The sequence below is a fragment of the Actinomadura viridis genome (genome assembly GCF_015751755.1).
Classification (GTDB): Bacteria; Actinomycetota; Actinomycetes; order Streptosporangiales; family Streptosporangiaceae; genus Spirillospora; species Spirillospora viridis.
Genome location: NZ_JADOUA010000001.1, coordinates 1,185,172 through 1,198,376 on the forward strand (window position 1 = coordinate 1,185,172; position 13,205 = coordinate 1,198,376).

A 13,205-nucleotide genomic window follows, 5' to 3' on the forward strand; every position below is an offset into this window, starting at 1 on the left:
CCCTCGGGCGGGCGGGAGCCGGGACGACGGTCCGGTCAGGTGGCATGATCCAGCTAGGTAAAATGCGAAGACATCGACCTCTGGGGAATAGCAGTGTGCCCTGGTGATGTTAGGCTGAATGCCGCACCAGATGCCCCGTTCGGGGCCGTGTGCTCGTCAGCCGCGCGTCGCCTGTCCGGCCCTTCGGCCGTGCCGGTCCCGCGTACTAGGCTTCCCGACACCGTGACACCCCGATGTCAGGCGTTCCAGCGAACCAACTTCGGACGTGGCGGAACCGGGAACCCGCACGAGCGAGCCGTCCCGACCACCATCTGGCTGTGCCCAGAAATCGCGGAACGCGGCAACGACGCGTTCCGCGGAGCCCGACTCGGCGCCCCCGCCGGGCCGCACTACCGGGTTGCCTGGCCGATCGCCGGCCTACGCCCGCTCCCTGGGAAGGACCCTTAGTGAGCGAATCCAGCGAACTCCTTACGGACGCATCAAGCACCGCACCTGCGGCCGACGCCGTCGAGGGCGCCACGCGCGCCGCCCCCCGGCGCCGCCGTACCGGCACCGGCCTGTCGGCCATGGTGCTGCCCGAGCTCAAGGCGCTCGCGTCCAGCCTCGGCATCACCGGCACCACCGGGATGCGCAAGAGCCAGCTCATCGCCGCCATCCAGGAGAAGCAGGGCGGCGAGGGCCAGGCCTCCGCGGGGGGCGAGCAGGGAGCCGCTGGCACGGTGAAGGCCGAGCGCCCGCGCCGCACCCGCACCGCGGCCAAGCGGGACGCCGCCGAGGGGCAGGAGACCCTCACCGAGGTCGCGACCGCCGAGACGGTGGCGGCCGAGCAGCCGGCCGGCGAGCCCGAGACCAGGACCAGGACCAGGACCCGCGCCAAGGCCGAGGACAAGGCCGCGGAGAACGCCGACAAGGCCGAGGCGAAGGCCGAGGGCAAGGCCGCGGAGAAGACCTCCGACCAGGGCGCCGACCGGCAGGACGGCAGGCAGGACGGGCGCTCCGAGCGGCGGGGCGAGCGCGGCGAGCGGGGCGACCGCAACGACCGGCAGGGCGGCCGGGAGTCGGGGCAGGGCGGCAGGTCCGACGACGACGGCGACGGCCAGGGCGGGCGCGACGGGCGTGACGGCGGGCGCGAGGGCGGCCGGCAGCGCGGCCGTGGCGGTCGTGAGCGCGGCGAGGGCCGCGAGCGCGGCGAGGGCCGCGACCAGGGCGGGCGTGACGGCGGCCGGGACGGCGGCCGGCAGCGCGGCCAGGGCGGCCAGGGCGGCGGGCAGTCCGACGACGACGACGGCGGCGGCCGGGGCCGGCGCGGGCGCCGGTTCCGCGAGCGCAACCGCGGCCGGGGCGGCCGTGAGCGCTACGAGGAGCCGGTGATCAGCGAGGACGACGTGCTGATCCCCGTCGCGGGCATCCTCGACATCCTCGACAACTACGCGTTCGTGCGCACCACCGGCTACCTGCCCGGACCCAACGACGTCTACGTCTCGCTGGCCCAGGTCCGCAAGAACGGGCTGCGCAAGGGCGACGTCATCACCGGCGCGGTGCGGCAGGCCCGGGAGGGCGAGCGGCGCGAGAAGTTCAACGCGCTGGTCCGGCTCGACACCGTCAACGGCATGGAGCCCGAGCAGGCCAAGGGCCGGGTCGACTTCTCCAAGCTCACCCCGCTGTACCCGCAGGAGCGGCTGCGGCTGGAGTCGGACCCGGGCATCCTGACCACCCGGATCATCGACCTGGTGTCCCCGATCGGCAAGGGCCAGCGCGGTCTGATCGTCTCGCCGCCCAAGGCCGGCAAGACGATGGTGCTGCAGGCCATCGCCAACGCGATCACCAAGAACAACCCCGAGTGCCACCTGATGGTCGTCCTGGTGGACGAGCGTCCCGAAGAGGTCACCGACATGCAGCGGACGGTGAAGGGCGAGGTCATCCACTCGACCTTCGACCGTCCCGCCGAGGACCACACCACGGTCGCCGAACTGGCGATCGAGCGTGCCAAGCGGCTGGTGGAGCTGGGGCACGACGTGGTGGTGCTGCTCGACTCGATCACCCGGCTGGGCCGCGCCTACAACCTGGCGGCGCCGGCGTCCGGGCGGATCCTGTCCGGTGGTGTCGACTCGACCGCGCTGTACCCGCCCAAGCGGTTCTTCGGCGCGGCGCGCAACATCGAGAACGGCGGGTCGCTGACCATCCTGGCCACCGCGCTGGTGGAGACCGGCTCCCGGATGGACGAGGTCATCTTCGAGGAGTTCAAGGGCACCGGCAACATGGAGCTCAAGCTCAACCGGTCCCTCGCAGACAAGCGGATCTTCCCCGCGGTCGACGTGGACGCCTCCAGCACCCGTAAGGAAGAGATCCTCATGGCTCCGGAGGAGCTGCGGGTGGTCTGGCAGCTGCGCCGGGTGCTGCACGCGCTCGACACGCAGCAGGCGCTGGAGCTGCTCATCGAGAAGATGAAGGAGACCAAGTCCAACGCCGAGTTCCTCCTCCAGGTGCAGAAGACCACGGTCTCCGACGACCGCTGAGCCGTCCGGAGAACGCCGTGAACGCCTCGGCGTGAAGGCAGCGTCGGCGTGAAGGCAGCATCGGCGTGAAGGCATCGGCGTGACGGACGACCGTCGCGTGGCGGCGCCCCGGGAGCACTGCTCCCGGGGCGCCGTGCCGTTTCCGGGCGTCCCGTGGCCGCCCGGAAACGGCACGCCCGCCGGCCGATGGTGGGGTTAGCCCCACCTCCCGCCGGGCGGCGGGCACCATGGCCCGCGGCGGTGCCCGGACGCCAGGCTGGGACCGTACGGTGGACCTGGGCACGGAGGGACGATGTGGGCGAACTGAGCAGCACCGCCGCGGCGGGCCGGCGCGTGACGCCGCTGGAGGACGGATCCTGGCGCCCGTCGGCGATGGTCAGGTCCTGGGCGAGCTGGCGTTCGGCCGTCTACCTGGCCGCCGCCCTGCCCCTGGGGCTGGCCTGGTTCATCTTCCTGGTCGTCGGCCTCGCGGTGTCGGGCGCCCTGACGATCATCTGGATCGGCATCCCGATGCTGGTGGCGATGATGATCGGCTGGCGGCTCGCGGCGGTGATCGAGCGGGCCCTGGCCCGGTTCGTGTTCGGGGCAGAGCTTCCCAGCCCGTACCGTCCCCTGCCGGAGGGCCGCAACCCCCTGACGAAGCTGAAGTCCATGGCGCTGGACCCGGCCACCTGGAAGGACCTGCTCTACCTCGGCCTGCGGCTCCCGCTGGGGATCGCGCAGTTCACGGTGATGGTGGCCGTGTGGACGGGGGCCGGGACGTTCCTCGCGCTGCCCTTCCTCGCCATGCAGGAGGGCGGGGTCGAGGTCCACCTCGGCTTCGTCTCGTTCTGGGCCGGGAACCCGTTCGCCGCCCTGCCCGGCACCGCGGTCGGGCTCCTGCTGACGCTGCTGGCCCTCTACGCGACGCGGACGCTGGCACTCGGGCACCTGTTCACCGTACGGTTCCTGCTCGGGCCGAACGGCGCCCAGCGGGAGAACCTGGAACTGCGGCGCCGGACCGAGCACCTGCGGGCCAGCCGGGCCCGCGGCGTGGACGCCGCCGAGTTCGAACGGCGCCGCATCGAGCGCGACCTGCACGACGGCGCGCAGCAGCGGCTGCTGGCCGTCGCGATGGACATCGGCCGGGCCCGGGCCAAGCTGGACGACGACCCCGAGGGCGCCCGCGCGCTGATCGAGCAGGCCCACGCGGGCACCAGGGAGGCCATCACCGAGCTGCGCGACCTGGCCCGCGGGATCTACCCGGCGATCCTCACCGACCGCGGGCTCGACCCGGCCCTGTCGGGGCTGGCCGGCCGCGCCCCCGTACCGGTGGAGGTGGAGGTGGACCTGCCCGAGCGCCCGCCGGCCGCGGTCGAGAGCATCGCCTACTTCATCGTCGCCGAGGCGCTGGCCAACATCGCCAAGTACGCCCGCGCCACCCGCGCGAGCGTGCGGGTCGCCCGCGAGGACGCCTGGGTGGTCGTCGAGGTGATCGACAACGGGGTCGGCGGCGCGACCGCCCGTCCCGGGGGAGGGCTGTCCGGTCTGGCCGACCGGGCCGCCACCATCGACGGCATGCTGATCGTGGACAGCCCGCCCGGCGGTCCCACCATCGTCCGCGCCGACCTCCCCTGCACCTGGTAGTCCCACCGGGGGGTGCGATCTCCTCCGCGCGTAGGGCGCGGGGGGTGAGCGCGTCCCCCGATAATGGGGCCATGCGGGTGGTGATCGCCGAGGATTCGGTGCTGCTGCGGGAAGGGCTGGTCCGGCTGCTGGCCGACGCCGGGATCGAGACCGTGGCGACGGTGGGGGACGGGCCGGGGCTGCTCGGCGTCGTGGTCGAGCACCGTCCCGACCTGGCGATCGTGGACGTGCGGATGCCGCCGTCGTTCACCGACGAGGGCCTGCGCGCCGCGCTGGAGGTGCGCGAGCGGCTGCCCGGCACCCCGATCCTGGTGCTGTCGCAGTACGTGGAGGAGCGGTACGCGACCGATCTGATCGGGGGCGGCGCCCGGGGCGTGGGCTACCTGCTGAAGGAACGGGTCGCCGAGGTCGCCGAGTTCATCGACGCGGTGCGGCGGATCGCCGCCGGGGGCACGGTCATCGACCCCGAGGTGATCGGGCAGCTGCTGGGCCGGCGCCGTACCGGAGACCCCCTCGAAGCGCTGACCCCGCGCGAGCAGGAGGTGCTGGGCCTGATGGCCCAGGGCCGGTCCAACGCGTCGATCGCGAAGGACCTGGTGGTCACCGAGGGCGCCGTGGAGAAGCACATCTCCAACATCTTCATGAAACTGGACCTCCAGCCCGCCCAGGGCGGCCACCGCAGGGTCATGGCGGTGCTCGCCTACCTGGGCCGCGCCGGGTCCTGAGCGGCCGGGTCCTGAGCGGCCGGGTCCTGCACCGGGTCTTGCGCCGCGTCCTGTGCCGCGTCCTGTGCCGCGTCCGAGCCTCGCGGGACGTGCGCGGGAATCCCCGGTGACCTCGGCACGTTCGGGTATCTGGCACACTTGGAGTGCAACCGCTGCGGTACCGGTTCACGCTTCCCCTGATCTCCCGCGCCAGTCGCGCGAGCCCGGGAGGTGCCCGGCGACCGCCAGAAGCGAGGAGAACCCGTGAAGCCCGACATCCACCCGAACTACGTCGTCACGACCGTGACGTGCACGTGCGGCAACACCTTCGAGACCCGCAGCACCGCCGAGAACGGCGTGATCCACGCCGACGTGTGCTCCAACTGCCACCCGTTCTACACGGGCAAGCAGAAGATCCTCGACACCGGCGGCCGGGTCGCGCGCTTCGAGCAGCGCTTCGGCAAGAAGGGCACCCGCAAGTAGGGCGTCCCGGCCGGCACGGCCCGCGCGCGGGCCGGCCGCGCCGCGAGCAGGACCAGCCCGGCGCCACCAGGCACCGGCACCGGCCCGGGGGACCGGCGCGTTCCCCGGGCCGTTCCGGAAGCGATTCACCCGCGGGCCGCGAGGCCGGAACGGGTCAGGACACACCGTGAATCTCGACGATCTGATCAGCGAATACGCCGGCATCGAGGGCCGGCTCGCCGACCCCTCCGTGCACGCCGACCAGAACCTGGCGCGGCGGCTGGGCAAGCGCTACGCCGAGCTCCGCCCCATCGTCGAGACCCACCGGGAGCTGACCGCGACCGACGACGACCTGGCGACCGCGCGGGAGCTGGCCGGCGAGGACGAGACGTTCGCCGCCGAGGCCACCGAGCTGGAGAAGCGGCGGGAGGAGCTGGAGGAGCGGCTGCGGCGCCTGCTGGTGCCCCGCGACCCCAACGACGGCAAGGACGTCATCCTCGAGATCAAGGCCGGGGAGGGCGGCGAGGAGTCGGCGCTGTTCGCCGGCGACCTGCTGCGCATGTACCTGCGCTACGCCGAGCGGTCCGGCTGGAAGACCGAGGTGCTCGACTCGCACCCCTCCGACCTGGGCGGCTACAAGGACGTCACCGTGGCGGTGAAGGCCAAGGGGACCCCTGAGGACGGCGTCTGGACCCGCCTCAAGTACGAGGGCGGCGTGCACCGCGTCCAGCGCGTCCCGGTGACCGAGTCGCAGGGCCGCATCCACACCAGCGCGGCGGGCGTCCTGGTCAGCCCCGAGGCCGAGGACGTCGACGTCCAGATCGACCCGAACGACCTGCGCATCGACGTCTACCGGTCGTCCGGACCCGGCGGGCAGAGCGTCAACACCACCGACTCCGCGGTCCGGATCACGCACGAGCCCACCGGCGTGGTGGTCTCCTGCCAGAACGAGAAGAGCCAGCTGCAGAACAAGGAGCAGGCGCTGCGGATCCTGCGTTCCCGGCTGCTGGCGATGGCGCAGGAGGAGGCCGACGCCGCCGCGGCGGCCGAGCGCAAGAGCCAGGTCCGCACCGTCGACCGTTCCGAGCGCGTGCGCACCTACAACTACCCGGAGAACCGCATCTCCGACCACCGGGTCGGCTACAAGGCCTACAACCTCGACCAGGTGCTCGACGGCGACCTGCACAACGTGACGCAGGCGCTGGTGGACGCCGACAGGGAGCGCCGGCTCGCCGAGGGTCTGGGGCCGGAGACAAGTCAGGCGTCATGAACCTGCTGCTCGACGAGGTCGCCAGGGCCACCGCGCGGCTGGCCGACGCCGGGGCCGCCTCGCCCCGCGCCGACGCCGAGGAGCTGGCCGCGGCGGTGCACGGCGTCAGCCGTTCCGAGCTGCACAAGGTGCCCGACGCCGCGTTCGACGCCCTGTTCTGGGAGTACGTGGCGCGCCGTGAGGCCGGCGAGCCCCTCCAGCACATCACCGGCCGGGCCTTCTTCCGCTACCTGGAGCTGAAGGTGGGGCCGGGCGTGTTCGTCCCGCGCCCGGAGACCGAGGTGATGGTCGGCTGGGCGCTGGAGACGCTGCGGGACATGGACGTCCGCGACCCCCTGGTGGTCGACCTCGGGACGGGGTCGGCCGCGATCGCGCTGTCGATCGCCCTGGAGGCGCCGCGGGCCCGGGTGCACGCGGTGGAGAAGGACCCGACCGCGTTCGTCCACGCCACCCGCAACGTCGAGGAGCTGGACGAGCGGGGCCGGGTGCGGCTGCACCTCGACGACTTCGGCACCGCGCTCGGCGAGCTGGACGGCACGGTCGACCTGGTGATCAGCAACCCCCCGTACATCCCGATGAGCGAGTGGGAGTACGTGCCGCGCGACGTCCGCGACCACGACCCGGCCGACGCCCTGTGGGGCGGGGGCGACGACGGCCTGGACGCGATCCGCGCGGTGGAGCGCACCGCCCGGCGGCTGCTGCGTCCCGGCGGGTACGCCGCGGTCGAGCACAGCGACCTGCAGGGCAACGGCGTCTACTGGATCTTCGCCGAGGAGAACGGCTGGCGCGACGTGCGCAACCGCCGCGACCTGACCAACCGCGACCGGTTCGTCACCGCGCGCCTCTCCGTCCCCTAGCCGTTCCCCCGGCCGTTCGCCCCGGCCGTGCCCCCCGGCCGTTCCCGGGGTTGCTTGACCTGCCGTGCCGTGGACGCGGACGGATCGGGGCGCGGATATCCTTGTGCCTGCCACCAGAACGGGCATGCCTCCGCACAGTTGGGAAGACGGGCGACCGTGAGCCGACGTTATGACTGCTCCGAGCCGATGGAACGCACCCGCGGGATCGCCGAGGCGGTCTCGGCCGCACGGCGCGGGGAGCTCATCGTGCTGCCGACCGACACGGTGTACGGCATCGGCGCCGACGCCTTCACGCCGTCCGCCGTCACCGCGCTGCTGGACGCCAAGGGCCGCGGCAGGGAGATGCCCCCGCCGGTGCTGGTCGGCTCCGTCCGGGCCGCCACGGCCCTCGTGGAGGACCTCGGCACCTACGGCCAGGACCTGATCGACGAGTTCTGGCCCGGGGCGCTGACGCTCGTCTGCCGGGCCAACCAGAACCTGCTGTGGGACCTGGGCGAGACCAAGGGCACCGTCGCCGTGCGGATGCCGATGCACGAGCTGGCGGTGGAGCTGCTCAAGGAGACCGGGCCGATGGCGGTCAGCAGCGCCAACCTCAGCGGGCAGCCGCCCGCGCGCACCGCCGCCGAGGCGGAGAAGATGCTGGGCGACTCGGTGGCGGTCTACCTGGACGGCGGCCCGTCCGGGCATGTCGAGCCGTCCACGATCGTCGACCTCACCGGCTCGATCCCCCGGCTCCTGCGGGCCGGTGCGGTGTCCACGGAGAAGATCCGCGCGGTGGTCGGCGTGCTGCTGACCGACGAGGACGACCGGGACGGCGAGAACGGTGCGGACGGTTCGGACGGCGCGGACGGCACCGGTGAGCGCGGTGAGGCCGAGGCCGCCAAGCCCTCGCTGACCAAGGAGGCCGCTCCGGCCCCCTCGCTGACCAAGGAGACGCCGGCCCCTTCACCGGCCGAAGTCGACGCGGCAGGCGACGCGGCGCCCTCGCTGACCAAGGAGACGCAGGCCCCCTCACCGGCCCAGGGAGACTCGGCGCCCTCGCTGACCAAGGAGGACTGAGCCCCGGCCTTCAGGCCGCGGCGCCGTCCGGGTCGTGGCGGCCGTCCTCTTGACCCCGCCGGCCCTCCCGGCCCTTCCAGTCCTCTTGGTCTTGCTGGTCCTGGTCCTCGCGCATCGCGTCCAGCAGGGCGCGCATGTCCGTGAGGGCCGCCCGCGCGTGCTCCGATACGGCCATCAGTGCCTCCCGCGCGTCCGTTCCGGGGCCCGCTCCGGCCCCGGTGTCCGCACTCCCCGCCGCGTCCTGTCCGGCCAGGCCGGCCTCCGCGCTGCGGATCAGGCGGGTGGTGTGGTCCAGGACGGTCCCGCGCAGCCCCATCGCGACCCGGTGCCGTTCGGCGAAGACCGCCTCCCCGGCGCGGGCGGCCATGGTCTCCAGCGCGTGCGCCTCCCACCGGACGCCGCGTCCCCCGATCACCCTTCCCCAGGCCCAGAACGGCAGCAGCACCAGCAGCGCCAACAGCACGCCCGCGACCAGCGCCGGCACCATGACGTCCCGGTCCGGGCCGTCGCGGTTCTCCAGGGCGGCCGTGACCGCGAACGCGAGGCCCCAGGGCAGCGCGGCGATCAGGGGGGCCGGCCACGTCACGACCGTGCGGCGGGCGTAGCAGCCCACAGAGTAGACCGCGATCATGGAGGCCGGGCACCCCAGGAGGAGCAGCGACATCATCGTCCCCGACACCGCCCGGCCCGCGACCACCAACCAGGCCGAGTCGATCAGCGTGATGGCGGCCAGCGCCGCCCAGGGGGCGCGGCGCCGCCACCACAGGGGCAGGGCCCGGCCGACCAGCGCCGCGAGCGCCAGGAGCGTCGAGCCCACCGGCCAGCCCGCGAGCACCTCCTCCGGCGGTGCGAAGGCCAGCAACGAGGGCGGCGCCACGCACGCGCCGATCGCGGCGGCGTCCAGGACCTCGGGCCAGCCCGGTCCCGGCCGCTTGGACGGCGAGGTGGGCAGCACCGCCCGGACGGTCCACCCTCCGGAGCCGTCGGGGCCGGCCGCGAGGGTGCCGCCGAGCGCCTCCGCGCGCTCGCGCATCCCGGCGATCCCGCGGCCCCCGCCCAGCGCGGGAACGGGCATCTCCTCGGCGGGAGCGGCGTTGGCGACGGACACCTCCAGCGCGCCGGATCCGTACCGCACCGACACGTTCACCGCCGCCCCCTGGGCGTACCGCATCGCGTTCGTGAGCGCCTCCTGGACGATCCGGTACGCGGCGTTGGTCACCTGAGGTCGGAGCCGCCGTGGTCCTTCGACAGAGAGCGTCACAGGGACGCCCAGGCGCACCAGGCCGCGGCAGAGCGGAGGCAGAAGCGTCTCCAGCCGCCCGTCGCCGCTCTCGGGCCCGACCACGTCCACCAGGCGGCTCAGCGCCTTCAGCACCTCGCGCCCGGTGTCGGCGGCGGCGCGCAGTGCGCGCCCGGCCAGGTCCGGGTCGTCCAGGCGGGAGGCGGCGGTGCTGTGCACGACCACCGCGCTGAGGTGGTGGCCCGCCACGTCGTGCAGGTCGCGGGCGAGCCGCTCGCGCTCGGCGGCGGCGGCGTCCCGGCGCTCGCGCTCGGCCTCGGCCAGCCGCGCGGTCAGCTCCAGGCGGCGGGCCTTGCGCTGCCGCCGGAGCTGGCCCAGCGCGGCCACGCCGACGAACGCGGTGACGTCCAGTCCCGCGTTCGTCAGCTGGGTGGCCGGCCCGCCCCGGACCGGCGCGAACGCCAGCCACATGACCGCGAGCGCGGCGGCGGTCGCGATCACGGCGGTGCGGGTCCGCCGGTGCACCGCCACCGAGAACAGCGCGACGCCGTCGGCGATCCCTCCGACCAGCGCGTCCACCTCGTGGACGGCCAGGATCCCGGCCGCGCCGACGGCGATGGTCACGGCCAGCACCGGCACGGGGGCCACCCGGCGCCAGATCAGCGCGAGATTGCAGATGAGGATGGCCGTCAGGCCCGCCATCCACCGGTCGCGCCCGAGGGGCCGGTCTGCCCCGGTCGTCAGGAGCCAGGTGACGGCGATCTGGGCCGCCGCGAGGACGGCGGGCACGGCGAAGTCGGCGATGCCGGGCCACCCGGTCACGGAGCCGTTCGGTCGTCCTTGCCGCACAGTCAGTGACTTTAGAGCGGATGCGCCGGGAATTGTGCCGGCCGGGACCCGGTCGATGCGTACGGAGGGCCGGCCCTGGGAATCGCCCGAGGAGAACGGCTCGTAACGCCGAAAGGCGTACCACAACGATGGAACTATGCCTGACGTGCGTGTCTGGTTCCGGGGGGTGCTGGTGGCCGTCGGCATGTCGTCATTGCCGGCCGCGGCGCCCGCTCCAGTGAACCCGCCCGTGCCGGTCGCCGCCGCGCCCACGCCCGGGCCCGCGCCTCCGTCCGCGTCCGCGCCTGCGTTCGCGTCCGCGTCCGGCGGGCCGGAGACGGACGGGCCCGCCCCGGTGGAGAGCATCCCGGCCTACGACGTGGTGCTGGCCATCGATCGGAGTTCGGTCCTGCGCGTGCGCGAGACGATCACCTACGACTTCGAGGGCGGCGGCGAGCACGGCATCGTGCGGCGGGTGCCGTACCGCCGCGGCGACCGGCTCTACGAGATCCGCAACGTGCGGACCAGTTCCTCGACCGGGGCCCCGGCCAGGGCCCGGACGCTGCGGCTCTGGAACGACGTGCAGATCAACGTCGGCGGTGGCGGGGCGCGGCCGGTGACCGGCCGCCAGGCGTACGTGATCGAGTACGAGGTCGCGGGTGCCTTCACCCCCCGTTCCGGCCGGGACGAGCTGGTCTGGGACGCGATCGGCTCGTCCTGGAGGGTCCCGATCGGGGAGGCGGCGGTGCGGGTGGAGGCGCCGGTCCCGCTGCGCAAGGTGGGCTGCCGGGCCGGGGCGCCCGCCTCGTCCGGGACCCGCTGCCTGCGCGACCGCGACGGCCCGTTCGCGATCGACTTCACCCAGCGCGGCCTGCGCCCCGGGGAGGGCGTGGTCGTCCAGGTGCGGCTGCCCGAGGGCGCCGTGGCGGTGCCGCCGCCGCGGTACGCGCGCCCGCGCTGGGCGGGGACCTGGGCGGGCACCGCCGCGCTGGCCGCGGCGCTCGCCGGTACGGTGGCCGTCGCCGGGTTCGGCGCGGCGGGACGGCCGTTCCCGCGACGACGGCCCGGTGAGGCGTTGGTCACGGCCGGCGTCCTGCTGGTGCTCGCCGACGTCGCCGACGACGTGGTGCCGCGCGGCCCCTGGGCCTTCTCGCTGGGCGACCTGTGCCTGGCCGGGCTCTCCCTGGCGCTCGCCGGGGCCGGGATCCGATACGCGCATCGGACCGGTCGGGCCGAACGCGCAGCGATCGTCCCGGAGGAGGATTAAGGTTGATCGATACGCCCCGGGCGTGAACGGACCGTCCGCGGCGCGCGTCCTATCCCCTTGGACACCCCTTGACCGCCGCCGGGCGGCCGTGAGGCGGCCGGGGGACGAAGCGGCATTTTCAGGCATGAAGGAGGCATGAGGCGTGCGGGAATACCTGCTCACCATCCTCATCGCCGCCCTCGTCGCCTACCTGCTGACGCCGGCCGTCCGCCGCTTCGCGGTCTGGTTCGGCGCCCAGGCCGCGGTCCGCGACCGCGACGTGCACGTGATCCCGACCCCCCGGCTGGGCGGCCTGGCGATGTTCGGCGGCATGGTCGCCGCGCTGGTGGTCGCCACCGGGCTGCCGGAGATGCGCAAGGTCCTGGCCAACGGCGACGTCAGTGTCGGCAAGGCGCTGCTGCTGTCGGGCGGCCTGATCGTCCTGGTCGGGATCGCCGACGACCGCTGGGGCGTGGACGCCCTGACCAAGTTCGCCGGGCAGGTCGCCGCGGCCGGCGTCTTCATCATGCAGGGCATCCAGCTGTACGTGATCCCGATGCCCACCGGGGAGTCGCTGTCGCTGCCCCCCGCCTACGGGGTGCCGCTCACCGTGTTCATCGTCGTCGCGACCATCAACGCGGTGAACTTCATCGACGGGCTGGACGGGCTGGCCGCGGGCGTGGTGGGGATCGCGGCGCTCGCGCTGTTCTCGTACGCCTACCTGCTCTCCTACACCAACAAGCTCACCACGCTCAGCGGCGCCACGCTGACCGCCGCGGTGCTGGTCGGGATCTGCGCGGGCTTCCTCCCGCACAACTTCAACCCGGCCCGGATCTTCATGGGCGACACCGGGTCGATGCTGATCGGGCTGCTGCTCAGCGCCTCGACGATCATGCTGACCGGGCAGTTCGACCCGGCCTTCCTGGGCACCTACACGCTGTTCCCGTTCTACGTGCCGCTGCTGCTGGTCCCGGCCGTGGCGGCGGTCCCGTTCGTGGACATGCTGCTGGCGGTCTGGCGCCGCACCAACCAGGGCCGCTCGCCGTTCGCCCCGGACAAGCAGCACCTGCACCACCGCCTGCTGGAGCTGGGCCACTCGCACCGCCGCGCGGTGCTGATCATGTACTTCTGGGTCTCGCTGCTGGCCTCCAGCCTGGTGGGGCTCTCGTTCACCAACTCGCTCGTGCTGGTGGCCTCGGTCACCGGCGCCGTCGCGGTGGCCGGCCTGGCCGCGATGATCGCGGTCCCGCGGATGTCCGCCCGCCGGGCCGCGACTGCGGCGACCGCCCCCGCCGACCCGCCCCGTCCCCGCCAGCCGGTCTGATCCCGCCGCCCGGCCCGGCCGTCCGGTCCGATCCCGCCGATCCGATCCCGTCGATCCGATCCCGCTGGTCCGG

The 13,205-nt window shown here is 73.8% G+C and carries 10 protein-coding genes; 9 read left to right on the top strand and 1 reads right to left on the bottom strand.

The window, feature by feature from the left end; translation table 11 throughout:
• Positions 1-446: 446 nt before the first annotated feature.
• From rho to IW256_RS05195, 7 genes are all read left to right on the top strand, one after another.
• Positions 447-2,516: a transcription termination factor Rho gene (gene rho, locus IW256_RS05165; RefSeq protein ID WP_197009857.1), complete on the top strand. Its 2,070-nt coding sequence runs from the start codon at positions 447-449 to the stop codon at positions 2,514-2,516.
• 294 nt (positions 2,517-2,810) lie between these two features.
• Positions 2,811-4,142: a sensor histidine kinase gene (locus IW256_RS05170; protein ID WP_307828740.1), complete on the top strand. Its 1,332-nt coding sequence runs from the start codon at positions 2,811-2,813 to the stop codon at positions 4,140-4,142.
• 71 nt (positions 4,143-4,213) lie between these two features.
• Entirely contained in the window at positions 4,214-4,867 is a 654-nt protein-coding gene (locus IW256_RS05175) for a response regulator transcription factor (RefSeq protein WP_197009858.1), read from the top strand.
• A gap of 243 nt (positions 4,868-5,110) precedes the next feature.
• On the top strand, positions 5,111-5,329 hold the full coding sequence (gene rpmE / locus IW256_RS05180; RefSeq protein ID WP_197009859.1) for a 50S ribosomal protein L31: 219 nt from the start codon (positions 5,111-5,113) through the stop codon (positions 5,327-5,329).
• Between the two features lie 166 nt (positions 5,330-5,495).
• Positions 5,496-6,578 carry a peptide chain release factor 1 gene (gene prfA, locus IW256_RS05185; protein ID WP_197009860.1) on the top strand — a complete coding sequence of 361 codons (1,083 nt, stop codon included), beginning with the start codon at positions 5,496-5,498 and terminating at the stop codon, positions 6,576-6,578.
• On the top strand, positions 6,575-7,435 hold the full coding sequence (prmC, locus tag IW256_RS05190) for a peptide chain release factor N(5)-glutamine methyltransferase (protein WP_197009861.1): 861 nt from the start codon (positions 6,575-6,577) through the stop codon (positions 7,433-7,435). Before prfA ends, prmC begins: the two co-directional genes overlap by 4 nt.
• 156 nt (positions 7,436-7,591) lie before the next feature.
• Complete coding sequence (locus IW256_RS05195) at positions 7,592-8,494, top strand: L-threonylcarbamoyladenylate synthase (RefSeq protein ID WP_197009862.1); 903 nt, start codon at positions 7,592-7,594, stop codon at positions 8,492-8,494.
• A gap of 10 nt (positions 8,495-8,504) precedes the next feature.
• Here IW256_RS05195 and IW256_RS05200 read toward each other — a convergent pair whose 3' ends face one another.
• Complete coding sequence (locus IW256_RS05200) at positions 8,505-10,556, bottom strand: ATP-binding protein (RefSeq protein ID WP_197009863.1); 2,052 nt, start codon at positions 10,554-10,556, stop codon at positions 8,505-8,507.
• A 163-nt stretch (positions 10,557-10,719) separates the two neighbouring features.
• Between IW256_RS05200 and IW256_RS05205 the strand changes: the two genes are divergently transcribed.
• On the top strand, positions 10,720-11,829 hold the full coding sequence (locus tag IW256_RS05205) for a DUF2207 domain-containing protein (RefSeq protein ID WP_197009864.1): 1,110 nt from the start codon (positions 10,720-10,722) through the stop codon (positions 11,827-11,829).
• A gap of 142 nt (positions 11,830-11,971) precedes the next feature.
• Positions 11,972-13,132 carry a glycosyltransferase family 4 protein gene (locus IW256_RS05210; protein ID WP_197009865.1) on the top strand — a complete coding sequence of 387 codons (1,161 nt, stop codon included), beginning with the start codon at positions 11,972-11,974 and terminating at the stop codon, positions 13,130-13,132.
• The last annotated feature ends 73 nt before the right edge of the window (positions 13,133-13,205 follow it).

Excerpts from the sequence above, each read along its gene's own strand:
- IW256_RS05175 (WP_197009858.1), top strand. The coding sequence starts at position 4,214 with ATGCGGGTGGTGATCGCCGAGGATTCGGTGCTGCTGCGGGAAGGGCTG.
- IW256_RS05205 (WP_197009864.1), top strand. The coding sequence starts at position 10,720 with ATGCCTGACGTGCGTGTCTGGTTCCGGGGGGTGCTGGTGGCCGTCGGC.
- prmC (WP_197009861.1), top strand. The coding sequence starts at position 6,575 with ATGAACCTGCTGCTCGACGAGGTCGCCAGGGCCACCGCGCGGCTGGCC.